The sequence below is a fragment of the Companilactobacillus miaonis genome (assembly GCF_036913615.1).
Lineage (GTDB): Bacteria > Bacillota > Bacilli > Lactobacillales > Lactobacillaceae > Companilactobacillus.
The window spans coordinates 1-25,896 of sequence record NZ_JAYKTX010000019.1; the positions used below are offsets into that span (position 1 = coordinate 1).

20 protein-coding genes and 1 pseudogene are annotated in these 25,896 nt (G+C 34.7%); 17 read left to right on the top strand and 4 right to left on the bottom strand.

Translation table 11 applies throughout. The annotated features are described in order from the left end of the window. The first annotated feature begins 481 nt into the window (after positions 1-481). The 13 genes from U8521_RS12420 to U8521_RS12480 all read left to right on the top strand — a co-directional run bounded on the left by U8521_RS12420 (position 482) and on the right by U8521_RS12480 (position 14,328). A complete protein-coding gene (locus U8521_RS12420) occupies positions 482-1,819 on the top strand; it encodes a PTS sugar transporter subunit IIC (protein ID WP_334352897.1) in 1,338 nt (445 codons plus the stop codon). Between the two features lie 17 nt (positions 1,820-1,836). Then, the gene (locus tag U8521_RS12425) at positions 1,837-3,027 is read left to right on the top strand and encodes a GNAT family N-acetyltransferase (RefSeq protein WP_334352898.1); all 1,191 of its coding nucleotides are present in this window, start codon (positions 1,837-1,839) and stop codon (positions 3,025-3,027) included. 62 nt (positions 3,028-3,089) lie between these two features. Further along, entirely contained in the window at positions 3,090-3,779 is a 690-nt protein-coding gene (locus U8521_RS12430) for a GntR family transcriptional regulator (RefSeq protein WP_334352899.1), read from the top strand. Between the two features lie 75 nt (positions 3,780-3,854). Beyond that, a complete protein-coding gene (locus tag U8521_RS12435; RefSeq protein WP_334352900.1) occupies positions 3,855-5,144 on the top strand; it encodes a PTS sugar transporter subunit IIC in 1,290 nt (429 codons plus the stop codon). 19 nt (positions 5,145-5,163) lie between these two features. Then, positions 5,164-5,430: a hypothetical protein gene (locus tag U8521_RS12440; protein WP_334352901.1), complete on the top strand. Its 267-nt coding sequence runs from the start codon at positions 5,164-5,166 to the stop codon at positions 5,428-5,430. Next, the gene (locus U8521_RS12445) at positions 5,427-6,512 is read left to right on the top strand and encodes a DUF871 domain-containing protein (RefSeq protein WP_334352902.1); all 1,086 of its coding nucleotides are present in this window, start codon (positions 5,427-5,429) and stop codon (positions 6,510-6,512) included. Before U8521_RS12440 ends, U8521_RS12445 begins: the two co-directional genes overlap by 4 nt. 5 nt (positions 6,513-6,517) lie before the next feature. Beyond that, on the top strand, positions 6,518-7,630 hold the full coding sequence (locus tag U8521_RS12450; RefSeq protein WP_334352903.1) for an amidohydrolase/deacetylase family metallohydrolase: 1,113 nt from the start codon (positions 6,518-6,520) through the stop codon (positions 7,628-7,630). A 1-nt stretch (position 7,631) separates the two neighbouring features. Beyond that, positions 7,632-8,729, top strand: coding sequence for a DgaE family pyridoxal phosphate-dependent ammonia lyase (locus tag U8521_RS12455; RefSeq protein WP_334352904.1), 1,098 nt, complete (start codon positions 7,632-7,634; stop codon positions 8,727-8,729). A gap of 2 nt (positions 8,730-8,731) precedes the next feature. Next, complete coding sequence (gene dagF, locus U8521_RS12460) at positions 8,732-9,466, top strand: 2-dehydro-3-deoxy-phosphogluconate aldolase (protein WP_334352905.1); 735 nt, start codon at positions 8,732-8,734, stop codon at positions 9,464-9,466. Between the two features lie 10 nt (positions 9,467-9,476). Continuing rightward, positions 9,477-10,469, top strand: coding sequence for a sugar kinase (locus tag U8521_RS12465; RefSeq protein WP_334352906.1), 993 nt, complete (start codon positions 9,477-9,479; stop codon positions 10,467-10,469). Between the two features lie 158 nt (positions 10,470-10,627). Beyond that, a complete protein-coding gene (locus tag U8521_RS12470; RefSeq protein ID WP_334352907.1) occupies positions 10,628-12,121 on the top strand; it encodes a PTS fructose transporter subunit IIC in 1,494 nt (497 codons plus the stop codon). A 9-nt stretch (positions 12,122-12,130) separates the two neighbouring features. After that, complete coding sequence (locus tag U8521_RS12475) at positions 12,131-12,577, top strand: PTS sugar transporter subunit IIA (RefSeq protein ID WP_334352908.1); 447 nt, start codon at positions 12,131-12,133, stop codon at positions 12,575-12,577. A 53-nt stretch (positions 12,578-12,630) separates the two neighbouring features. Then, positions 12,631-14,328 carry a glycoside hydrolase family 38 N-terminal domain-containing protein gene (locus tag U8521_RS12480; protein ID WP_334352909.1) on the top strand — a complete coding sequence of 566 codons (1,698 nt, stop codon included), beginning with the start codon at positions 12,631-12,633 and terminating at the stop codon, positions 14,326-14,328. Positions 14,329-14,378: 50 nt separating this feature from the next. Here the strand turns inward: U8521_RS12480 and U8521_RS12485 are convergent. Further along, positions 14,379-15,077, bottom strand: a pseudogene (locus U8521_RS12485) (glycerophosphoryl diester phosphodiesterase membrane domain-containing protein); the annotation flags it as partial. A 71-nt stretch (positions 15,078-15,148) separates the two neighbouring features. Here U8521_RS12485 and U8521_RS12490 point away from each other — a divergent pair. Then, positions 15,149-15,496 (top strand): ASCH domain-containing protein, encoded by a 348-nt coding sequence (locus tag U8521_RS12490; RefSeq protein WP_334352910.1) that lies wholly within the window; start codon positions 15,149-15,151, stop codon positions 15,494-15,496. A 122-nt stretch (positions 15,497-15,618) separates the two neighbouring features. Next, the gene (locus tag U8521_RS12495) at positions 15,619-18,024 is read left to right on the top strand and encodes an isopeptide-forming domain-containing fimbrial protein (RefSeq protein ID WP_334352911.1); all 2,406 of its coding nucleotides are present in this window, start codon (positions 15,619-15,621) and stop codon (positions 18,022-18,024) included. A 39-nt stretch (positions 18,025-18,063) separates the two neighbouring features. Here the strand turns inward: U8521_RS12495 and U8521_RS12500 are convergent, their stop codons facing one another. Together U8521_RS12500 and U8521_RS12505 are read right to left on the bottom strand one after the other, a co-directional pair. Then, positions 18,064-18,816 carry a GntR family transcriptional regulator gene (locus U8521_RS12500; protein WP_334333229.1) on the bottom strand — a complete coding sequence of 251 codons (753 nt, stop codon included), beginning with the start codon at positions 18,814-18,816 and terminating at the stop codon, positions 18,064-18,066. Positions 18,817-18,862: 46 nt separating this feature from the next. Continuing rightward, on the bottom strand, positions 18,863-20,569 hold the full coding sequence (locus U8521_RS12505) for an amylo-alpha-1,6-glucosidase (RefSeq protein ID WP_334352912.1): 1,707 nt from the start codon (positions 20,567-20,569) through the stop codon (positions 18,863-18,865). A 159-nt stretch (positions 20,570-20,728) separates the two neighbouring features. Here U8521_RS12505 and U8521_RS12510 point away from each other — a divergent pair, with 159 nt between their 5' ends. Further along, a complete protein-coding gene (locus U8521_RS12510) occupies positions 20,729-22,651 on the top strand; it encodes a PTS sugar transporter subunit IIABC family protein (RefSeq protein ID WP_334352913.1) in 1,923 nt (640 codons plus the stop codon). A gap of 126 nt (positions 22,652-22,777) precedes the next feature. On the opposite strand, the gene U8521_RS12515 is transcribed toward U8521_RS12510, so the two are convergent. Then, a complete protein-coding gene (locus tag U8521_RS12515; RefSeq protein ID WP_334352914.1) occupies positions 22,778-24,025 on the bottom strand; it encodes an ATP-binding protein in 1,248 nt (415 codons plus the stop codon). 135 nt (positions 24,026-24,160) lie between these two features. Between U8521_RS12515 and U8521_RS12520 the strand changes: the two genes are divergently transcribed. Then, positions 24,161-25,495: an RNA-guided endonuclease InsQ/TnpB family protein gene (locus U8521_RS12520; RefSeq protein WP_442886158.1), complete on the top strand. Its 1,335-nt coding sequence runs from the start codon at positions 24,161-24,163 to the stop codon at positions 25,493-25,495. Positions 25,496-25,896: the final 401 nt, after the last annotated feature.

The following is a 25,896-nucleotide window of genomic DNA, read 5'->3' on the forward strand; positions in this document are numbered from 1 at the left end:
CTTTTGCTTTCAAATCAAAACTATATTTAACCATACAAAAAGTGCTCCATAATCATTAGATTTCTTGTCTAACAATTATGAAGCACTTCACCTTATTTTTTATCTATTGGAAAATGAATTTTCCGAAATTTGTACATAATCAATAAAGCTCCCATAATGGTTACAGCTGGAACAATGAAGTTTCTAATCCAAAATTGAGAAGTTAATAAAGCTATAATTAATATACTAATAAAAGAAAATAAAATTGTTTTAAAAGTTGATAATTTATAAATCCAATTAGGTAGAATATGCTTTTCTACCAGTAAGACGCAGAGGACGAAATAGGCAAAAATAAAAATAATCATAGTATACCCCCTCAGTAAATTTTAATATTATATGCAAAGCATACACTAAAAAACGATAAAAGGAAACGTTTACATCATAATATTATAATGTTATGATGAAATCGGATTAAATATAAAAAATTGAGGGGGTATTTGACGTGAATACAGTTATGAATTTTTTGGAAAAGCATTTTATGCCAGTTGCCAATAAGATTGGTAGCCAACGTCATTTATTAGCAATTCGTAATGGATTAATTTCGATTATGCCATTAACGATTGTCGGTTCTATTTTTGCAATTTTTCTAAATATTCCAATTAGTGGTTACGACGAACTTATAGCACCGATTCGTCCAGCTTTGGATATTCCGTTTCGATTTACTATTGGGGTAATGGGACTTTATGCAGCATTTGCAGTTGCTCATTATCTTGGATCTTCTTATAAGGTAGATCCGTTAAGTGCTGGATTATTAGGGACATTAGGTTATCTGATCAGTGTCGTTAATCCAATTCAATTGACAAAAGATGTTGGTGGCATGTCTGCCGGTAGATATATGTCGATTGGAGATATTAGTTCTACCAGTTTATTTGGTGCTATTGTGGCTGCTTTGATTTCGGTTGAAATTTATCGCTTCTTTATTCAACATAAAATTACGATAAAATTGCCTGATTCTGTACCACCGGCTGTCTTGAAATCATTTGAAGCTTTGATTCCAGCTTTTGTAATCATGGTTTTGTTCTGGGGATTACGTTACGGATTAAAATTTGATATTAACAGTGCTATCACTGCACTAGTTCTACCACTGAAAAGTTTACTAGTAGGTAATAGTCTAATTGGTGGTTTGATTACTATTTTCTTGATTCAACTATTTTGGTCATTTGGTATTCATGGAGAAAATGTTTTGGGACCAATTCTGAGACCAATGTGGGATGCCGCTATTTTGGAAAATATGGATGTATTTGCTAAAACTGGTAACGCACATAACTTACCAAATTTATTTACGGAACAATTTTTCCAATGGTTTGTTCAAGTCGGCGGTTCAGGTACTACGATTGCTTTAGCAATTTTGTTCTTAACTTCTCGTTCTAAGTTTGTTAAACAAATGGGTGGATTGACTATTATTCCTGGTGTCTTCAATATTTCTGAACCATTAGTATTTGGTACACCAATTGTGATGAATCCAATTTTAATAATTCCATTCATTGTTGCACCAATGGTACTAACAATTGTTTCATACATTGCTACAGTAACTGGCTTAGTTCCAATGATGATGGCTAAACTTCCATTTACATTATTTGGCCCATTAGGAGCTCTGTTGAGTACTAATTGGAGTATTCCAGCTGCTATTTTAAATGTGGTTAATATTTTGATTGCACTAGTAATTTATTATCCATTCTTTAAAATCTTTGAAAAGCAACAGTTAGCTAATGAAGCTAAAGAATTAGAAGAAGAAGCTCAAAAACAAGAAAATACTGGTGTTGTTGGTGTAGAAAACTAAATTTTGAGGATGAAAATATGTCAGTTTATCGTATAGTTAAATCTGCCGAAGAATCGGATTTTTATAATTTAACTCTATATGCTTTTAATCGTGCAGATACAGCTCAAAGACAAAAGTTTTTTAAAAAGTTATTCGAAAATAGTTATGCTTATGGAGCTTTTGATCAGGACCACATTCAAAGTGGATTCTTGAGTATTCCTTTTGTGTCACAATTAGGAATTGATAGATTCAAAACTTGTGGAATTAGTTATGTTAGTAGCTTACCTGAAAGTTCGGGAAAAGGTCATATAACGAAATTAATGGGAAAAATGTTTGAGGATATGGACGATGAAGGCTTTGATGTCTCTTATTTGGCACCTTTTTCTTTTCCATTTTATCGTCGATTTGGTTATGAGGAAGTCTTTGATCGGGCATCTTATCACGTTCAAAACATTGATTTGCCAAAATTTAAAATGCCAGAACATATAATGAGTCCTGAGTTAAGAATAAAAAGGTATCCATTAAGTGAAGGACTGCAGTACATAAAATCTTTTCACAATGCACATCCCTTTAGTCATAGTGGAGGGATTTTGAGAAATAATTGGTGGAGTGAGTACTTAGTCTTGAAACACACTTGGGAAATAGCTATTTGTTTTAAAAATGAACGTATCTGTGGGTATGTAATTTTTACCAGAAATCAAAATACTAACTTTGTAGTTAATGAGTTATTTTATGATTCAAATCCGGCACTTTTTAAATTACTTTCCTTTATTGGACAATATAGAACGGCATATAAGTATTTCGACTATGTCTCAGGTGATCCACGACCAAAGATGGATATTTTTCCGGATCCTCATGAGAAGAAAACTCTAACTGTCTCGATTAAACCATATATGATGGCTAGAATAATCAATCTTCAAAGATTTTTGACTAATTACCATGTTTCAGAAGATATCAATGACCAATTTTTAATAAAGATTGTTGATCAATTTATCGAAAAAAATAATAAAGTTTGGGAAATTGAAATAAATAATGGAATTATTTCAATTAATTCGAGCTTCGAAACAAGTTATGATTGTGTGATTTCTATTCAACGTCTAACGCAAATTTTATTTGGCTACAAAAAGCCATCGGAAATTTTTGATTGGGATTTGAATGGCAGTGCAATCAATCACTTGAATAATTTAAGTAAAAAGAATTTAGTTCCTATGCTTTGGGACTATTTTTAAAAAAATGTCCGAAAAAGGTTATCAAAGCTTTTTTCGGCTTTTTTAACTAGAGAGGTGTAAATATGGCACAAATTTTATATCAAAAGGTAGCTGATGATATCAAAAAAAATATTTTATCCGGTTTTTATGAAGTAGGAAATCTGATGCCGACGGAGCATGATCTGGAAGAAAAATATGGCGTTAGCAAAATTACGGTTCGAAAGGCAGTCGATCAACTAGTTGCAGAAGGATACATTGCTAAGAAAAGTGGTATCGGAACTAGAGTAATTAGTAACGACTTGTTTAATAAACTTTCAAAGGCTAAATCGTATTCTTCAATTGTAAATGATAAAGGAAAGTTAACAAAAGAAGTACTGGAAATAAAGTATGTGAAATTAAAGGACACGCCAATAAATCAGACGCTAACAGAGCCAGTTTTATATATCAGACGGCTTTATCTTCTGGATGGAAAACCTTTTATTATTGTTAACCACTATATTCCAAAAGTAATAGTTAATATTCAAAAAGATGAATTGCAGAATAAATCATTGTATAAATTTTTAAAGGATAATGGAAAAAATATAAATAGTTTCAAAGATGAATTTACAGCTGTTAATTTGGATAAAAATGAAAAACAACTTTTGAATAAAAAAGATACTTTAGCTTTAAAGCGAATCCGTCGTGGTTTTGACAAAAAAGACGAATTAATTGAATATACGGAATCCATATACGACAGTAGTAAAATGCCGTATGAAATCGAATATGAAATTTAATATTTTTATTTAACCGTTTACATCATAACATTATAATGTTATGATTTTATCGAAAAGAAAGAAGGGATTATAAATATGGATAACTTAGTAACGTTTTTAAATGCAAAGATTTTACCGTTTGCCAATAAAATGGGAAACCAAAGGCATATGACGGCTATTAGAAAGGGAATTATTTCAACTTTACCATTGACGATTGTGGGTTCATTTTTCACATTGATCAATAATATTCCGATTGATTCCGTTGCTAATGCTCTTGCCCCTTATAAAGAAATATTAGATATACCTTTTAGATATACGGTTGGTATTTTAGCTTTATACGCAACCTTTGGAATTGCTTCATCACTAGCTGAAAGTTATAAGCTTGATAAATTAACTAATGGTGTTTTAGCAGTTTTAGCATTTTTAGTTTCAACTGCTACACCGATTCACGTTTTAGAAAATGTTAAAGGTGTAATTGATGCTGGTAGATATATAAATATCGCTAACTTGAGTGCTTCATCACTATTTGCTTCAATTGTTACCGGACTCTTGACCGTTGAAATTTATAGATTCTTCAAAGAAAAGAATATTACGATCAAAATGCCTGATGGAGTTCCACCAGAAGTTTCCAATTCATTTGTGGCTTTGATTCCAGCAGCCTTCATTTTGATTTTCTTCTGGTTAATTCGTAACGTTTTAGGTTTCAACATTGCAACATTTTTAAGCATGATTTTGATGCCATTGAAAGGTGTCTTAGTTGGTAACAGTTTGTTTGGTGGTTTACTAACAATTTTCTTAATTACAGGCTTTTGGACATTAGGTATTCACGGTGCTGCCATCATGGATCCGATTATCAGACCTTTCTGGGAAATGTCTATTGCTCAAAATATGAGTGAATTCGCAGCTGGTACTAGTGCAAATCATCTTTCTACAATTTTTACAGAACAATTCTTACAATGGTTCATTTGGATCGGTGGTGCCGGTGGTACGTTGGCATTAGTAACTTTGTTCTTGTTCTCTAAATCAGCTTACTTGAAAGATCTAGGAAAACTTTCCTTCCTACCAGGATTGTTCAATATTAATGAACCAGTTGTTTTCGGTGCTCCAATTGTTATGAATCCAATCTTAGGTATTCCATTTATCGTTGGACCTCTTGTCACTGGTACTTTGTCCTACATTTTGACCATTACCGGCGTAGTTCCAATGATGATGATGAGATTACCTTTTACCGTTCCTGGACCAATTGGTGCTTTGATGAGTACTAACTGGAGTATCCCAGCATTTATCTTAACTTGTGTGAACTTCATCATTGATTTAGCAATTTACTATCCATTCTTCAAAGTTTTTGAAAAGCAACAACTAGCAAAAGAAAATAATAATAAATAAGTGATTTGAGGGTGATTATATGATAATTTTTCTACTAATTTTGGTTTTCTTCTTAGGATCAGAGATTTCAATTCAAAAAGGTTTCTATCCTAAGTTTTTAAAGAAATTAACAGCTGGAAAATTAATTATGTTCTCCCTAGGCACGTTATTAGGACTGGCAGCAATTAGTTTCTTCATTAAAGATGCTGTAATTCTATTACTTTTAGGAACAATTTATTTCTCAGTTATCATTTCAAATCATTACATGAACGGATTTTCTAAAATGGAAAGAGGTAGAAAAATATGACCAAACGCACTTTAGGAGTTTCTCTTTATCCTGATCATAGTAATTTGAATGAAGATAAAGACTATTTGAAATTAGCAAGTAAGTATGGATTTTCAAGAATCTTTATGAGCATGCTAGAAGTTTCTGAAGGTAAGGAAAAGGTTGCAGCCAAATTTAGTGAATTGATTAATTTTGCTAAAGAATTGGGCTTTTCAACAACTTTAGATATTGCACCGAATATTTTTGATCAACTAGGAATCTCTTATGATGATTTAAGTTTTTTCCATGATTTAGGCGCTGATTCTATTAGATTGGATCAAGGATTTGATGGTCAAAAAGAAGCGTTGCTTTCATTTAATCCTCAGAATATGAATATTGAATTGAATATGAGTAATGATGTTGCTTACTTAAATAATATTTTAAGTTATTCGGCCAATAAACCCTTTATTCAAGGCTGCCATAACTTCTATCCACAGCGTGGAACCGGCTTGCCACTGAAATTCTTCGAAAGTGCTTCAAAGAGATTCAAACAACAAGGGATAGATACAGCCGCTTTCATTACTTCTCAATCAGGAAAAATTGGTCCATGGGACATTAACGATGGTCTGCCAACACTGGAAATGCATCGTGATTTGCCTGTAGAAGTTCAAGCTAAGCATCTATTCGCTACTAACTTGATTGATTGTGTAATCATTGGGAACGCTTATGCCTCGGAAGATGAACTGAAGAGACTGGGAACGATCAATCGTTACCAATTAACCTTCAATATATCTTTAACGAAGGATGTTAATGATGTGGAAAAGGAAATTTTACTAAATAATCAACACGTTAGACGTGGTGACATTACAGATTTAGTTATTCGTTCTACAGAAGTTAGGAAGAAGTATAAAAATGATGAGAATCCAGTCAGTGGTACTCACGAATTCAAACGTGGCGATGTTGTGATTGGAAACAATAATTTCGGTAAATATAAAAATGAATTGCAAATAGTTTTACAAGATCACGTAGATGACCGTAAGAATAAAGTGGCTGAGATAAAAGAAGATGAACTATTCCTTCTAGATTATGTTGGACCATGGGATAAGTTTAAATTTGAGGAGTGATTTTTTTGACGACGGTTTATATAAAGAATGGTAAAAATGAAAAAGAGGAACCGATTGAAGTTTTGATTGAAAATGAAAAAATCAAAGCTGTGGGTTCCAATCTAAATGCTGAGGCTGACCAAGTAATTGACCTTCACGGAAATTCCTATGTCAGTGCTGGATGGATTGATGATCATACTCATTGTTATGAAAAATTATCACTCTATTATGATGATCCAGATGAAGATGGGTACAAAACTGGTGTTACGACAGTAATCGATGCCGGATCAACTGGTGCTGATAATATCGGTGATTTTTATAAAATTACTAGAAATAAAAAAACAAATGTTTTTGCAATGATTAATATTTCTAAAACAGGGATTTTGGCTCAAGATGAATTGGGAGATATGTCACGTCTCCAATTTGAACCATTCCAAAAAGCAATTGATGATTATCCAAACTTTATTATTGGCATGAAAGCTAGAATTAGTAAGTCAGTTGTCGTAGGCAATGGTGTAAAACCTTTAGTTGTAGCTAAGGAATTCCAAAAAAAATTGGATAAAGATTTACCATTGATGGTGCACGTGGGAACTAATCCACCTGAATTATCAGAAATTATGGATATTATGGAAAACGGGGATATTCTTACACACTGCTTTAATGGAAAAGCTAATGGAATTTTAAATTCTGATGGTTCAATTAAAGATTTCGTGATTAAAGGAATTGAAAAAGGAATCATTTTTGATATCGGACATGGAACGGATAGTTATAATTTTCATACGGCTGAAACAGCTACAAAGAACAAAATTGCTCCTCAAAGTTTGAGTACGGATATTTATCATTCAAATCGTGAAAATGGTCCAGTTTACAATATGGCCACATGCATTGAAAAAATTCTCCATCTAGGCTATACATTAGATCAAGTATTGCCTATGATAACTACTACTCCAGCTAAGAATTACAAATTAAATTCTAAAGGTAAATTAGCTGTAGGAATGGATGCAGATGTAACAATCTTTAATGTTGAAAAAGGTAAGGAAGAACTAACAGATTCTAATGGTTTCAAACGAACAGCTGAGAAATTAGTAAAACCTTTGTACAGCATTATTGGCGGAAAAACTTATTCTATAGGAGACTAAAATGGATATTTACGAGAAATATAATTTAAAGCGTGTTATTAATGCAGACGGAAAAATGACGATTCTAGGAGTTTCTAAAGTTTCGGATGAAGTTGTTGCTGCTCAAAAATTAGGAGCACAAAATTTCTTTGAAATGTCAGATCTTTTAGTTCAAACAGGTAAGTATTTAGCCAATTTAGAAGGTAGTGAGGATGCTTTAGTAGTCAATTCGGCATCTGCAGGTATTGCGGAAACGTTAGCTGGAATTATTGGACAAGGAAGTAAATATCATGTTTATCATCCTTATACTGATAAGATTTCTAAGCGAGAAGTTATCTTACCCATGGGGCACGACGTTGATTATGGAACTCCAGTTGACGTAATGATGAGTGTAGCTGGAGCAAAGATGATTCCAGCCGGTTACGCCAATATGTGTTCACCTGAACATATTGAGATGCAAATCACTGATGAAACGGCAGCTATTCTTTATATTAAGAGTCATCATACAGTTCAAAAGAGTATGCTTTCTATTCCTGAAGCAATTGAAGTAGCTCATATACATAACCTACCGTTAGTATTAGATGCCGCTGCTGAAGAAGATTTATTCAAGTATTTGAAGATGGGAGCCGATGTTGTCATTTATAGTGGTGCCAAAGCTATTGAAGGACCAGCATCAGGCGTTATCTTTGGAAAAGAACAGTATATCAGATGGGCACGAATGCAAGGTGCAGGAATTGGCCGTGCAATGAAAATTGGAAAAGAAAATATTATTGGTTTAACTACTGCAATCACTAAGTATTTGGCTGATGGACCAGAAACTGGTGAAGCAATGAAGGCTCGTTTGAAACCATTTATTGATAAATTGAGTACAATTTCTAATCTTAAAGTAAAAATGATTCAAGATGCCGCGGGGCGTGAAATTTATCGTGCTGAAGTTATTCCAACAGGTGATATTACGGCCAAAGAAATTTGTGATCAGTTACGTAATGGTAAGATAGCCATCTATGCACGTGAGTATCGAGTAAATGAAGGAATTATCGAATTTGATATTAGATCTGTTAATGAGGATGAGATGGATCAAATTGTTTCAAGACTAAACGAAATCGTTGGGGGAAACTAACCATGAAATTATTACCAAATTATTTAGAGAATGGTATTTGTTTAAATGTTTTAGCTAACTCAGTTCAAAATGCTAAAGATTGCTATGAGGCAGCACAAGGCCATGTTGTTTTAGGCGTTCTAACTAAGAACTATCCTAGTGACGAAGCTGCCATTGAAGATATGAAAAAATATCAAACAGAAATCGACAATGCAGTTTCCGTCGGATTAGGTGCTGGTGACCCTAATCAAAGTGGAATGGTAGTGAGAGTATCCAAAGTGATTCAACCACAACACGTTAACCAAGTTTTCACAGGTGTAGGAGCTTCAAGAGAAGCTTTAGGGCAATCTGAAACTATTGTTAATGGGCTTGTATCACCGACTGGTAAGGTTGGAGTAGTGAATATTGCCACTGGTCCTTTGAGTAGTCAAACAACGCCTACTGAAGTTCCAATTGAAACAGCAATTGCTTTACTTAAGGATATGGGTGGTTCATCAATCAAATTCTTCCCAATGAAAGGTCTTACTCATGAGGAAGAATACAAAGCTGTCGCCAAAGCATGTGCAGAAAATGATTTTGATCTTGAACCAACTGGTGGAATCACGTTAGATAATTTTGAGGAAATTGTCAAAATTGCTGTAGATGCCGGCGTTAAGAGAATTATTCCACATGTATACAGCTCAATCATCGATAAAGAAACAGGTGATACTAAGCCAGAAGATGTTGCCAAGTTATACGAAATAATCAAAAAGTTTTAGAGGTAGGAAAATGAATATTTTAGCATTTGGTGAAGCAATGTTACGCTTTACAGTTGCTGACAAGATGATGCTTGAACAAAATAATCATTTGACGGTAAGTACTGTTGGTACTGGTGTTAACTTGCTTAGTAGTTTATCGCATTTTGGCTATGATACAGCTTTATTAACCGTTTTGCCTAATAATCCAGTCGGGAAAATGGCTGCTTCAGATTTACGAAAGTTAGGTATTTCTGATAAAAAGCTGATTTTTGATGGTAAGAGTATGGGCAGTTTCTTTGTAGAATTAGGACATGGTCCAAGACCGGAACGAGTAACGTATCAAGATAGATTATCTAGTTCGTTTTGTGAATTCAATGTGAATGGATACAATTTTGAAAAAGCTTTGGCTGGGGTGGATGTAGTTCATATTTGTGGAATTGCTTTGAGTTTAACCGAAAACACAAGAGAAGCTGCACTAACTTTAGCTAAACAAGCGCATGAAAATGATAAAATTGTTTGTTTTGATTTTAATTATCGTGTGAGTCTAAATGAAGAAAATAGTCATGAGGTAATGAAGAAACGCTACCAGGAAATGCTGCAATATACGGATATTGTTTTCGGCAGTCGTCGTGATTTAACTGATCTATTGGATTATCCTAAGTCAGATGATCAAGAGCTATTCCAGCAATTTTGTAAGGACTATCAAATTAGTTTCTTTGCGGGTAGCAAGCGACTATTTAAAGATGATAAGAAGTATTTTGAGGGCTTTATATATCATTCAGGGAAAATTTATGAATCTGCTCCTAAAGATTTGAATATTTTGGATCGTATTGGTAGTGGTGATGCATTTGCCAGTGGTGTATTGACCGGTTTATTTGAAAAATGGGATTTCGATGATACTTTGGAATTTGCCATCGCTAATTCAGTTTTAGCGCAAGCTTCTATGAATGATTCACCTATTTTTACAAAAGAAGATGTTTTTAATTACATTGATAGCCAAGGTAATAATGATTTAATTAGATAAAGTGAATATAGCATTCCTTCGGGAGTGCTATTTTTTTGTAAATTTTTTCACATAATTATTTTGATAAGTAAATAGATTCTAAACCACTTGAAACCGTTTACCTAGTGATTGTTATCACGTATTATCAAAGTATAGAAAACGCAAAGGAGATTAAAATAATGGCTAAAAAGATTGTTGCCGTCACCGCGTGTGCTGCGGGAATAGCACACACTTATATGGCTGCTGAAGCAATTGAAAAAGCAGCCAAGGAGATGGGCTATGAGGTTAAAGTCGAAACTGATGGTGCCATGGGTGCTGAGAACAAGTTAACGGATGAAGATATTGAAAATGCCGACCTTGCAATTATCGCAGCTGACATCAAGATAGATCCAATTCGTTTTACGGGGAAGAAATTATTGATTGCCAGTTCAAATGATGCAATCAATGATGGAAAAGCTTTAATCGAAAAAGCTGAAAAAGAAGCAACTATTTTTGGTAAAAAAGGTAGTAAAGTTGGTAAGATTCAAATTGGTAACAATAAGGAAAAGACGACCTTCTTTACTCATGTTATGAGTGGTATTTCATATATGATTCCAATGGTTATTGCCGCTGGATTAATTTTAACTATAGCGAACTTATACGCTTTCCAAAAGGATGATTTGGGAAGAATTGTTAAATGGGGATTTGATACCAAAACTTCAATGGGTATGTTGATGTCTAACTTGTTCCAAGTCGGTCAAGTTGGATTTAAATTAATGATTCCACTATTTGCTGGATTTGTTGCAATGTCAATTGCTGATAAACCTGCTATGGCTCCTGCAATGATTGGTGCCTATATTGCTAACGATGCAGAATTATTACATGCTAAAGCTGGTGGTGGTTTTATTGCTGCATTATTGGTTGCATTTATTGTAGGTTACTTCGTTAAGCTATTGAAGAAAATCAAATGGCCAAAGATTTTCCAACCAATTGTTCCAATTATGATTATTCCTGTTATAGCGACATTGTTTATATCGTTGGTCGTCTTTTATGTAATCGGTCAGCCTATTGCTGCAGGTATGGACGCTCTTTATTCTTGGTTAAATTGGGTAAATAGTCATTCAAGCAGTGCTCCAATTATTCTAGGTGCTATTATTGGTGCCATGATGGGATTTGACTTAGGTGGTCCTGTTAATAAAACTGCTTTGATTTTCGGTACTGCCGTATTTACTGATACGATGGCAAAATATGGACCAATGCATGCTAACTTTGTTCCACAAACTGCTTCTCAGGCTGCTATTTCGGTTGCTCCACTTGGTGTTTGGTTAGCTACAATTATTTGGAAGAAGAAATTCTCTAAGGATGAAAAAACTGCCGCTAGTGCTGCATTAGGTATGGGATTAGTTGGTGTTACTGAAGGTGCTATTCCATTCGTTGCTGCTGATCCTATTAGAATGATTATTGCCAACGTAGCCGGTTCTGCTGTTGCGGGTGGATTAGTAGCTGCAACGGGATGCAAGTTTTATGGAGGAATTGGATCACCATTAGGAACTTTCATTGGATATATTGAACAACCAATTCCGTTTATTACATGGATTCTTTGTGTATCAGCCGGAATTGCTGTTACTGCTTTGATAATTGGTTTAACAAGAAGTGATGCAGTTATTGAAGCTGCTAAGAACGTAGAAGAATAAGGTGTAGATATGGATAAAGAGATTTTTAATATAGAAAATATTTTTTATGATCAAGCAAGTACAACTCAAGATGAGGCTTTTAAGAGTATTGGTCAATTTGTGGCTGAAAAAGGATATAGTAATTCGGCTGATGATTTTTATAAAGGCTTAAAAGCCCGTGAGGTAGAATCGACCACTGGATTCAAAGATGGGATTGCCATTCCGCATAGTAATGATGACAGTGTGATAAAACCCGGATTATTCTTGATTAAGTTTTCCAACGGAATTGAATGGGATGCACTGGATAAAAAGCCTATCAAGGTAGCTTTTGTTTTGAGCATTCCTAAGAATGGCTCAACAGAACATTTGAAATTATTAAGTAAAATTGCTAGAAAATTAATGGATGATGAATTTAGAACCTCAATTTTGGAAAATGATGATAAAAATATTTTATCTGATGCCATAGATCAAATTTAACTCAAAAGGGGGGATAATAGTGTCCCTCTTTTTTATTTAAGAAAGGAAATAGTATGAAAAGAGTACATGTAATTCAACATACACATTGGGATTTTGAATGGTATTTCACTCGAAATGAAGCAATGATTCAATTTGTTTATCACATGGATGAGGTTTTTGAGTCATTAAGAAAACAAGTTGTAGATTATTATCTTTTAGATGGGCAAATGAGCATTTTAGATGATTACTTAGATGCCTATCCAGAAAAAAAGGCAGAACTTCAGAAATGGGTTCGAGCAAAACGATTGTTTATTGGTCCCTGGTATACACAAACGGATGAGCTAATAGTAACTGGTGAATCTATCATTAGAAATTTGAGTTTAGGGATGAAATTGGCTGATGAACTGGGCGGTAGTCAAAAAATTGGTTATCTTCCAGATTCATTTGGTCAAGGAGCCGATATGCCTAAAATTTATAATGGTATGGGAATCCATGATGCTGTTTTTTGGAGAGGACTTCCTAAAGAAAAAACCAGTAATCGAGAATTTAATTGGCAATCAGAAGATGGTTCTAATGTGACGACAATTAATATTAAAGATGGATATTTTGTTGGCGTCGGATTGATTGAAAATGATGATGCAGAAGAAACTATGAAAACAGTAGTTGCTGATACATCGTTAGATGATATTGCTTTACCAGTTGGTGGAGACCAACGTTATGTTGATTACAATTTAAAAGATCGGATTAATTTTTATAACCGAGAATTAAAGGATAAAGACGTCACATTATTTGAAAGTAATTATCCAAAATTATTCAAAGAAGTTAATAAACAAAAGTCTAATCTTGATACTGTTTCCGGAGAATTTATAACTAGTTCAGTTTCTAAAATACATCGTTCGATTTATTCTTCAAGATACGATCAAAAGTATTTAAATGATAAAGTTGAACGGAGGATGATTTATCAGCTAGAGCCACTTATGGCAATGGCAGATAGAATTGGAATACCATACAAAAAATCATTATTAGATAAAATTTGGAAATTGATTGTTCGCAATCATGCTCACGATAGTGCGGGGGGATGTAATAGCGATAAAACTAATCAAATTATCTTGGAACGTCTGAGAGAGGCCGACCAATTATCATATTCAACTGTAGATTATTTGGTTAGAAAAATTTCTGAATCTGAACAAAATAAAAAACCAAATGATTTGACATTCTTTAATACACTGCCGTATCCAGTGCAGAAAAATGTTCATTTTCAAATTTCCTTAAGTGAAAAAAATTTTGAAATTTTTGATGTAGATAAGAAAGTAAATATTGATGTGCTCAAGGTTACTAAACAATATTGTGGTCAAATAAAGCGTGATGAATCACAATACGATCCAAAAGACTATTATTATATTTTTGACTGTATAGCAGATGTTACTTTACCAGCCTTGGGATGGAAGACTTTGACAGTCAAGCCGTTGTCAGGTGGGTTAGTAGCTCTTGCGGATTTAAGAGAAACTGTCGTTGAAAATGATGATTTTGAAATTGAATTTGACGGTCAAAAGCTAAATTTATTAAACAAGAGAAATCAACGAAAAATTGCTAATTTCATAAAAATTGTGGATGATGGTGATGAAGGGGACACTTATGATTATTCCCCAGCATATTCGGATAAAAAATTTGATTTAAATTTTGATAAGGCTAAAGTTACTTGCCAAAATGGGAAGTCCTTCAAAGCCATGAAATTAGTTGGGGAATGGAAACTACCTAATAATTTGAAGTAATCAATCACCCATTGCAATCCAATTACAATACTAGTGAGTAAGGACCCTACCACTGAAATAACAGCCATTAGGATTAAAAAAACACCCAAGTAGTAGATTGCCTTGCCATGTGTCATCGACCAACTACGTCTAATAGCCACTTTGATTGGTTTATTTTCAAAAATCATCAGCGGAAAAACGAACAACCAACGCAAACCAATATAAACAACCAAGAAGTAAACGATAATTAATAAAATGGCTAGCGGCAAATGTTCTTGGATTAACCAATCAAGAATAAACTGGGGAATTTTAACCTTATTTAGAAGGGTTGAAGAAATTCCTAATGTTCCAAAAGGTGTAATGATTAAAAAATATAGTAAAAAGAATCCAAAAGCCTTAAAAGGTAAGCCCAAAACGTTCTTGGAAACACGTTTCAAATATTCCCACCAACCAAGGCTGGCCTTGGATTTGATTGCTTGAAAACTAATTAACAGAAATGTAAATTGTGTGAATACTAATAATAAAATTAATAGTAATAAAATTATTAAGCCAATAACTACCAAAGGTTTCTTGGTAATTAGATACAAAATATTTGTATAAGAGATATATTTGACGTTGCCGAGGAAAATTATCCCGTTGGCTAAATAATTTAAAATTGGTACAAAAATATAATTTATGAATAATTGTATTAGAATAATTATTTGACTATATTTCCAAAAATAACGCCAAAAATTGTGATTCTGTTCCCGAAATTCGGAAAATATTCCCATATTGCTTTCCCCCAAAATTGATGCATACTTAATTATTATATAATGAATTTTCAATAAAGGACTGAGTAATTATGAAGATGGGTTTGTATCATCAACCATTTATGGCTATTAAGGATGGAACTAAGAAAATTGAGGTTAGATTGAACGACGAAAAGCGGTCGCAGTTACGTGTGGGGGATGAGATTGAATTTACTGACTTAGACACCGCTGCAACTATTCGAGTGGAAGTCTTAGCTTTAGAAAAATTTTCTACTTTTAAAGAATTATTTGCTAAGTACTCAGGAAAAATCATTGGTAGTCCGGATGATGAATCAATTACAGATTTGGATCAGGAGAATCAAAAAATCTATTCTAAAATACGCGAAGAAAAATATGGAGCTTTGGCAATCAGAATACAATTATTAGGTGGCTATCATTAATATGTTCGTATCATTTTTATAAAAATATGTTCGCTTAATCTGAGCCCATGCAACAATATTCCTATATTACAATATTAATGTAGATTTGATTAATGAAATATTGGAATATAGGAGATGAAAGTATGCAAAAAGGGTATAAAATTATTAAGAGAATTTTGATAATTGCATTTTTTATGTTGCTTACTTTCTTAGGTTCAACTTTAACAACTGTTAAAGCAGCTGATGCAGACGCCGCAAATGTTGACAGTGACATTACTTGGAATAGTTCACCCAGCTCGTATTCTTCTATGCAATTGATCAATATTGGTGGGCAATTGGATTTAGGATATACGTTCGGATTAGCGCAAGACACTAATGGAAATGTTTTTACCCCTAATTCTGCAGACGGTATGGTGAAAACTAACAACGATGATACCGTTACTAAAGATTCCGTTATTGCTGGTGCAAATAATATTTATAATACAAAAATGAATGTCTTTTTGCGAAATAATCAAAGTTATGTCGGAGCAATTTTCCAAGGTACGCATACTAGTTCAGTATTGAGTGATCGGACACAACAAGTTTCAATGACTTCACCCGATTTTTTGATTGTGCCGACTACGATGCCTTCAACAGTAACGGCTAAGGATTATTCTTTGTTGTCTAATATGACTAATAAGAAAATTTATACAGGGACAGACAAGAATGGTCATTTGGCATTGAAAATAGTAGGTGACTTTGTCCGTGGAACGGGAACTGGTAATAACGCTTTTGACTTAAAGGCTGAAATTCTATTGCGAGCTTCACCAACTAATTCGGCTGATATTCAAAGAAAATTGTACTTAACGAATAATTCTGATCGAACACAGAGTTTCCAAGTTATGTTTGGTGAAGATACGAAATTAAGTAATAATGACCGTGTTTCTATTAAAGATTTGGGAACGAGCAACGGTCTATATATTGAAGATGGTAGTTATAAGTTAATGGTTACTAATCAATTACCATATGGTTTTGACCAATATGCTGGACAAGAATTTACCTCTGGTTCAATGAACTGGGCCAAAGGGTTCGCCAAAGATGGTACTGGTGCTGAATCCAAAGGTTATGCATATGGTGCCAGTATCACTGGAACTGGTCTAATTGACTCAAGTTATACTTTGAAATGGAATCCCACTACTTTAAGTAAAGGTGAATCATCTCAATATGGTTCAACGATGGGTGTCACAGCCAATCCATATGCCTTGCCAGTCGTGTCGAAAAATTATACTAATGAAACGACTAGCGATGGAAAAAATAATGTTAACGATAAGCTTAAATTTAATTTGAAAGTTAAAAATAACGGTTATGGCAGTCAGTGGACTTATAAAACACTAAAAGATAAAATTCCTGATGGTTTACAGCTTGATCCAAATTCAATAACTTTAACTAATAACGATGGTGTAACGACTACTATACCAGCAGATGATTATGATGCAACGACGAAAACGCTGACTATTCCTCCGGCTTTAGTTTTGAGTGATGGGCAAGAAGCAACGATTAGTTATGAAGCAACTATCACCAGAGAAGCTGGAGGTAAGACAATTACCAATACCGCTGATTTTACAGGTCATGATACCAAAACAGACGACAAGACGTATAATGCATCGGTCGATATCGAAGTGGAAAAACCGAGTTATAATTTTGATTTCACTAAAGAGGTTAAGAATGTAACCAATGGGGAGACTGACTTCAAAGATAGTACCGATGCTAAAATTGGTGATACGGTTGAATACCATATTTACTTTGGTGTAACATCCGATAGTACACAATCCTTAGCTACCGGATCAAAGTTGGTAGAGAACTTACCGACAGGACTAGAGCAAGATGGCAAGGCAACTGTTAAAGGCCCAGATGGTTATGTTTATGAATCACCAAATATTGGTACAGGAATTGCAGAAGTGAAGCCAGGTGAGAACTTAACAATTGATTTTAAAGCCAAAATAACCGGGGCCGCAATTGGGCAAATTCATAACACCGTTACGATTACGGGTGGCGTTACAACGCCTGGTAATGAAACAATTCCGACAATGACGTCTACCGATGCCATCGTAAACGTCCAAAAATCTAATGCTTTCACTTCAGTACCAAGTTTGATCGACTTTGGTTCTGTCAACCTAGCAGGGTCGTCGAAGACGATTACTAACGTTGCTACCAAGGGAGAATTAGTCGTCACACATCCCGATAGCAATAATTTCAACGTCAGTGTCGCTTATGACAATGATAATGAAGAAACTCAAATGAAGAATGCTAATGGCGATACACTACCAAGTGATAGTAGTGGCTTATTGTTCATCAAGCAAAGAGATAATTCCGAAAATGACCTAGGGACTTGGCAACCGCTGTTACCAACAGGGACCTTGATTCGTACCAGCGATTTCTCTGGATCACAACAATCACTTAACTTAACTAATTACGTCGGTGCTAACGATTGGCAAATGCAGTTGTCGCCAAATTCCACCGCGGGAACTTATAATGGAACGTTAACTTGGAGTATGAATGAATCGATTTAAAAAAAGGTTTGAGTAGTCTTTCGACTACTCAAACCTTTTTTAGTTTTTCAGCATAAATGAAACTGGATTAGTTTCATTCTGGTCATAGAAGATAAATTTGTCTGGACGATGGTGTGAGACAGTATATTCAAACATCGTTCCATCATTAGTAAATGAGTAATTAGTTACGATTGGGATGGCATTGTAAGTTTTCAAATCAAGGTATTTCTTGTCTTGCTCATTAGCTAGCCCAATTGTCAAAATCCTTTTAGTTGTGGCAATTGGCTCGTTTAATACATCTTTTAAATACTTGTAGATAGAATCTTGAGCAATGTTGATAGTTAAGTCTTTGACAACTTTTCGCATAAAATAATTCTCTTCCACAATATAATTATCCGAACCAATCGAACGAAGTCGTTTGATGTAATAAACGGGTGTACCAATCGGGAAGGTACTCTCTAATGACAATTTCTTGTCGACTTCAATTTCGTCGAAAAGTAAAACAGTTGTCTTAAATTTAATTTTATTACGATCCGCCATTTGTGAAAAAGAATGATTGCCATTTTTGATCAAATCGTTTTCTAAATGTGAATTGTAAATGACGATAACGCCCTTGCCACGAACACTTTGGACATAGCCGTCAGCACCTAATTTTTTAATGGCGCGACGTAAAGTATTACGCGAACAATTGTATTGAAGGACCAAATTTGTTTCTGAAGGCAGTTTGTCCTGATATTGAAATTCATCCTGTTTAATTCGATTCTTCAAATCAGCGTAAATCGAATCATATTTATTATTAGGAATAATATCCACCTCCAAAAATAGTTACATCTTTAATTATTGTCTATTTAATACTTTTTTACAAATCCAATTCATTAGCAAAATAAAGAAAGGCACTAGCGGTCCATGAGAATGACTTATCACGCAAACCGACACCAGTTTTAGCATCAAAATTTTCTGCGAAGCCATAATTTTTGACAGTTTGGCAGAATCTTGCTGCTATTTTTTTGGCCAAAGTATTTTCACCAGCATCTTTTAAAGCTTCATACATAATGACTGAAGATGGTCCCCAAATTGGACCCCGCCAGTATGCGTCGGACTGATATAACGGACTGTCGATTGCTTCAGTGGAAATCCCGAAGTCAGTAATAAAGTGTTGTTTTAAATCCGAGACAATAGCTTGTTTTTTAGATTTATCTAAATCAGGACTAATTATTAAGGAAACTAATGGCAATAAGCTTTGGGAAGCAATCTTTTTACCAGTGAACATCTCTTTTGCCACGGGTAATGAGGATTTATCAAAGAAATAGTTATTAAATTTTGCCAATAAAATGGCTTTTTTCTTTGACCAATATTCAATTTTTTCAACTTGATTAGTCTGTTCACTTAACTTGATCAAATAATTCATTGCAAAGATCAGGTAGGCGGATAAATCTGGAGAATCAACAACGGTATTACTACTGAAAACAGTGCTGTTGTCTTGTCCGCTGTCGTTTCCGTGGTCGTATTCGCAAATTCCATCTTCATTGGAATCTTTGAATTTCAAATAAAATTCCACTTGTTTGGCAATCCATTGATAAATTACGCGTAATTTTGGTTGATCAAACGTTTCTTTTTGAGACATTTTTTGAAAAATAAAGGCGTGAATTGGTGGCTTGGAGAAATTCCATCTGATGGTGGAGTCACTGACAGAACCAGGAAGTTGGCCATCTTGATCTTGATGATCAAAGACAACTTTCATCTGATCCCAAGCTAATTGATTGTCAACTCCGGCTAAGGCTAGAGCCATGAAGCAATGATCCCAACTCCAAACACCGGGGAATTTGTTATTGGAGGCGTAAATGGCTGATTCTTTCAAATTACCCAAAGGATTGACGATGGCTGACCAGAGGGTATAAATCGCATCAAGTTGAACATCTTTAAAACTAGTTTGAACAGGTTTGAATTGTTTAGCAAAACTGGTGAAGTTCTCTGATGCAATTTTAGTGATTGTTGAAAAATTGATATTTTCTTGAACAGGCTTGGCCATATTGGTCGGAATATCTTGGACGATTGCGAGAAATGACGAATCGTCTACGTTAGGCTTGATATCAATAATTGAACTATTATTTGCAGTTTTATTGCTACCAGTAGTATCAACTGAAAGGGATTGACTTAAATTAGCAATACCTTTAGAAGTGTAAATCAAATATTTAGTCAAATTCTTGTAACTGTTGACAATGTAGTACGGTGAGTTCTTCTTTCCTAATTTATAACTATATTCGAAATTGTATTTTGGATGTGCTTCGAAACGAATTCCCAGCTTAGCTTGACTATAAAATACTATTTTTTGAGCTGTATCAAAACAAATTTTGACATCCCCAAAATCGGTTTTCAATTCCAAGAGAGTGTGATTTTCTACAATTTTAAAGGGAATGGCTCTACCATTATGAGTGACGAGTATTTCTAAACTATCCATATTATTTTTGGAAATACCATGGAGTGATTGCAACCAAAGCCTTTCATCATGTCTAAAGATTGACATGTAAGCACCACGGTAACTAAAGGGAGTTAAATTTATATCCATATTTCATGCACCTACTAACTAAGTTAAACATCTTATTTAAATTATACTGTTATTATAGTATTTTGAATACGCATACATTATAACTTGTAAAACTAGTTTAAACAAGTTATACTATGTGTGTTCTTGAAAGTGCATACAAAATTTAGGGGAGATGATCTTATGGCTGATATGAAAAGTGACGTTACCAAAATCATTCAATACATTGGTGGCAAAGATAATATTGAATCGGCAACGCACTGTATAACCAGATTAAGACTCATTTTAAAGGACCAAAGTAAGGTCGACGATAAAGAATTAGAGAAACTCGATACTGTTCAAGGAACATTTTTGGCCGGTGGACAATTTCAGATTGTGATTGGCCCGAGTGTTCCGAAAGTTTATAACGAATTTATCAAGCAAACCGGAGCTAAATCTGAATCTGTTGAAGCAGTAAAAAGTGATGCCCGGTCCAAACAAAATTGGTTGCAACGGTTGGTTAGATTACTGGGAGATATTTTCATCCCTATCATTCCTGCTATTGTTGCTGCTGGTTTGTTAATGGGTATTAATAATGTTTTAAGTAATAAAGGAATTTTTTATCCCAACGCTTCATTTATTCAGATGCACGCCGAATGGAAAGGTGTTAACGACATCATCCAATTGATTGCTCAAACATCATTCTCATTCTTGCCAGCTTTGATCGGTTGGTCAGCGGTTAAAAAGTTCGGTGGTAATCCATTACTAGGAATCGTTTTGGGATTGATTTTGGTCAACCCAGCTTTGACTAGTGCTTACGATTACGCCTCACATCCCGCTGCTACACCAACCTGGAACCTCTTTGGTTGGCACGTTTCACAGGTTGGTTATCAAGGACAGGTTATTCCAGTCCTAGTGGCCGCCTGGATATTAGTTAAGCTGGAGAAGTATTTTGAAAAGCACATTCCGGATGCTTTGCAGCTAGTTTTAGTTTCTCCATTAACACTTTTGATTACCGGATTTGCCTCATTTCTAGTCGTTGGACCTGTCACAATGGCTGGTGCCAACTTGATTACTAAAGGTGTTGTTTCAGTCTTTAACGCCGTACCAGTTTTAGGTGGTGCGTTGTATGGATTCATCTGTGCCCCATTGGTTATCACCGGGATGCATCATTTGTTCCTCGGAGTTAACCTACAAATGGCCGGAACTTTAGGGTACGTAACACTTTGGCCAGTTGGTGAACCAGTTACAATGGCTCAAGGTGCAGCTTGTTTAGCCATGGCTTATATCTTTAGAAAGAATGCTAAAAAGAAGAACGTTGCCTGGACTAGTGGTTTGTCATCATTTCTAGGAATTACCGAACCCGCTATTTATGGTGTTAACTTGAAAAACAGATATCCATTCTTGGCCGTTATGTTAGCTGGTACCTTCGGTGGTGCCTGGATGGGCTTTTGGCAAGTTCGTTCAACCAGTGTCGGTGTTGGTGGTGTCTTGAGCTTCCTAAGTGTCTTCCCTAAACAATGGGGATTCTACTTAGCCGGCGAGATCATGACCTTCATTTTGACCATCGTTTTGACATTGTTGTTCTCCAGAACTAAATTGAATGCGGATAGAAAAGTCGGAACAGAAGAAACAGTTCATGATTTAAACGCCTTTGTCTCGGGTACAACAGAAGCAATTGAACAAGTTCCCGACGAAATGTTTTCAAAGAAACAATTAGGTGATGGCATTGCTATCAATCCTACAAGCGATAAGTTAGTTGCTCCGGCACAAGGCAAAGTAACAGTAATGATGCAAGGTAGCAATCACGCAGTCGGCTTAACTTTAAATGACGGAACAGAAATTTTACTTCATATCGGAATAGACACTGTCGATATGAAAGGTGATGGCTTTACACCATTAGTTGACGTCAACGAAAACGTCAAAGCTGGACAACCATTAATTAAATTCGATAGTAAGAAAATTAAAGCAGCTGGTCACAGTAACGTTGTGATCATGGCAATCACGAAACAATCCGATGATATCAAGACGATTGACTTCATGAAACCAAATCAAGAAGTCAAAGCCGGTAAGAGTATCATTGCTGATATTGCCCATGAAACAGCAACAGCAACTGTGACAGCATAAAAAAAGAGTTTGAATAAGTCGTAATGACTGTTCAAACTCTTTTTTTAATTTGCGTAGGGGTTTTCCCTAGCAATAATCACACGCAATCACACGCAATCACACGCAATCACACGCAATCACACGCAATCATTGGAGTTGATATCTTGTATTGACGGAAGCGCCCGTTACCAAGATAATATTTCTTTTTCGAAGACTTCTTAAAGCCAAAATGGTTTTGTTTGGAGTTAATTCGGTAAGACTTTCAATTTCAATCCTTTTAAGAGGTCTATTTTGTTCTTTCAATATTGTAATTATTTTGTGTTCGTTATCAGTAAAGTTTGCTTTATTATCGACAATATCATTTTCCCGTGACTTATAGTTCAGGTTAGGTAGAGAAACCTTAAAAAAGTTACTTCTTACAATAAATTCTGGTGAAGAATTGGAAGGGTCATAAGATTCCATAATCCTTCTAATTCCAGTGCCATAATTCTCAATGTATTTCATTTTATCTAAAATATGTATAAGTCTGGGATTTCTGGCAGCAGTGAGTCCTCCTTTGATATCATCTAATGTTAATCCATCTGGAATCCCTCCGGGAGAAAGGATTTCCGCTCTATTATCGAATAGTTCGATTTTGACATTAGAGCTTAGCATATAATCTCTATGAACCAATGCATTTATCAATGATTCTCTTAGAGCGGTATTTGGGTAGTCTTTTTGTTCTTGTCGTTGACCCTTGCCAGTTATAGTCGCACTTGTACGATTAATAAGTTTCAAATAACTTAGAATATCATCAATTTGTTTTGTGATGGGACCTTGGAACTCTCTTTTGTCCCTAAACCTCATAACATTATTTCCATCATAAACAGCCACTTTAACAATGTACGGATTTTGATCGCTAATCAATAAAGCAGCGTTATTATAGTTATTGTTGTTAATTAGTTGTAGAGACTTTTTATTAAAGTTTCTTGTTAGATTGTCAAAAATATTCTGAGCCATGTTGAAGGTTAAGGATTGGTTTGGAGAAATATTAGAATCAAATTCGTCATTTATTCCATATACTTGTTGCATTCTTCTGATCCTTTCATTTGTAGCTTTAACTGCAGAGCTTCCGTCTCTGATATAAACCCCGCTTGAATCGAAACCGTTTTTTGCAATTGCGTAAGGTTTGTTTCTTCCGGATCGTACTTTAACTGTGAAGACAGGTTCGTTTGGTAAAACTTCAATCAAACTATAAGGGATAGGATAAAAAGCTGTATTTATCCAGTTAGTTATTTTTTCTTCCCATTCATGACGGATTTCTGAATCGACTACCAGTTTTTCCTTTGTAGAGTCTTTAATTCCAAGATAAATATTGCTATTCAATGAAGCTAGGCGTGAATCTCTCGAATTCATTCGTGGGAGGTAAGCCTTCTCCTTTCTTATTAATATATTTGGTTTTGGATATTGAACTTCTTATATCACACCCTTATCACGGAATTTTGAACGCATGTTCGTATATAATAAATCTATAAAGATAAGGGGGGTGAAATGATGGAGAATAAAGCAGAATTTATGATGGGTTTGAAAATGAGAATCTATCCTAACAGAAAACAGGAGAGAATTTTCTGGAAGAATATTAATGTTTCTCGGTTTGTTTATAATAAGCTACTAGCTAACAGCTGGACTGACACACCTGTTTACAAGAATAAGTTAGATGAATTATATCCTATTCCGGAAAAATACTGGAAGTATAATAAAGATGGCAAATTGCTTAAATCTAGTACAGTCCGTAAAACAGGACTGGCTCGGATCACCAAAGATAAGTACCCATGGTTAGGCGACAAGGATATTGATAGTGATATGGTCAATAATGCTCAAGTTGCCTATAAATCGGCTTGGAACCTATTTAATAAAGCACACAAATCTGGTACTCCAAAATTTAAACGCAAGTCTAATCCAAATCAAGGTTACAGGACTTCCAATCACTATAGCTCATCTGCTGTTAAGAAAAACGGTGGTGTTCCATCTTTATACAATGGATCAATCAAATTCCTAGATAATAAACATATCAGGCTACCGAAAGTTGGTCGTATTAAGGTTAAATTACCAAGACGATTACCTATTAATCGATTAGTTAGAATAGCTACTGTTTCTATCAAGCATTTGCCAACTGGAGAATGGTTTGTTTCTTTCCTGTTAAAAAGTGATGAACCATTTAAAGAACAATTGCCTAAGACAAACTCTCGAGTTGGTTATGATCTAAATACTGAAAATTTTCTAACTGATAGTAACGGCAATACTATTGATAATCCTAGATTCTATCGTTCTATCAAAGGTAGATTAGCCAAAGAACAACGTAAGCTATCTCGAAGAGCTAGACGGGCTAAATCTGAGGGTAGAAAACTTTGGAAATCTAGGAACTATCAGAAACAACGAAAACTAGTAGCTAAACTTCACGCTAAGGTAAGAAATCAACGTAAAGACTTCCTTCATAAATTATCAACTACACTTATCAAAAACCACGATTTGGTAGTTGGAGAGAATTTGAAGAGCAAAAATATGTTGAAAAATCATGCTTTAGCTATGTCTATTTCAAATGCCGGTTGGAGAACATTTATTGGTATGTTGGAGTATAAAGCTCCAATGTATGGTCGTACTTTCGTTGAGGTTGATCCAGCCTATACTACTCAACAGTGCTGTGAATGTGAATTCAGAATGGGTACAGGGAACACTCATAAATTAACCCTAAATGATAGAGAATGGACCTGTCCTAATTGCAATGCTCACCATATTAGGGATTGGAACGCATCTAAAAATATCCTAGCAAAAGGCTTGATTGAATTAACTAAAACATTAACTGAAGATAGTCCAATATATAAATAAAAATATGGGCGTTTGGCAACTCACGTCCTAAGTTCTGGTAATTAGCGCATAAGACGTTATGATTCCGATTGTCTAAAAACATGAGATATTGTAATGCAATGCTTTATCTGAATAAGTTGTGACTAGTAATTAAGTAGTGATGAGCTACTTAGTGAAGTTCACAAGCCACTGACTTTAGTCATTGGTAGTTGACAAAACTTACTATTTCTCGTTTCAGATGGTTTGTTAAAGTTTCTTTATACTCGATATTGCCGTCTTTATTGTTCAATGTAGTCACTTCCTTCAGCTATTTAAGTAAGGCAATTATAGCATTTAGAAATTTTTTTCTGACGTTTTTGATGTTTTATTATTCGTAAAAGCAAAAAAGTTTGAACAAATGAAATGTTCAAGCTTTTTCTTTT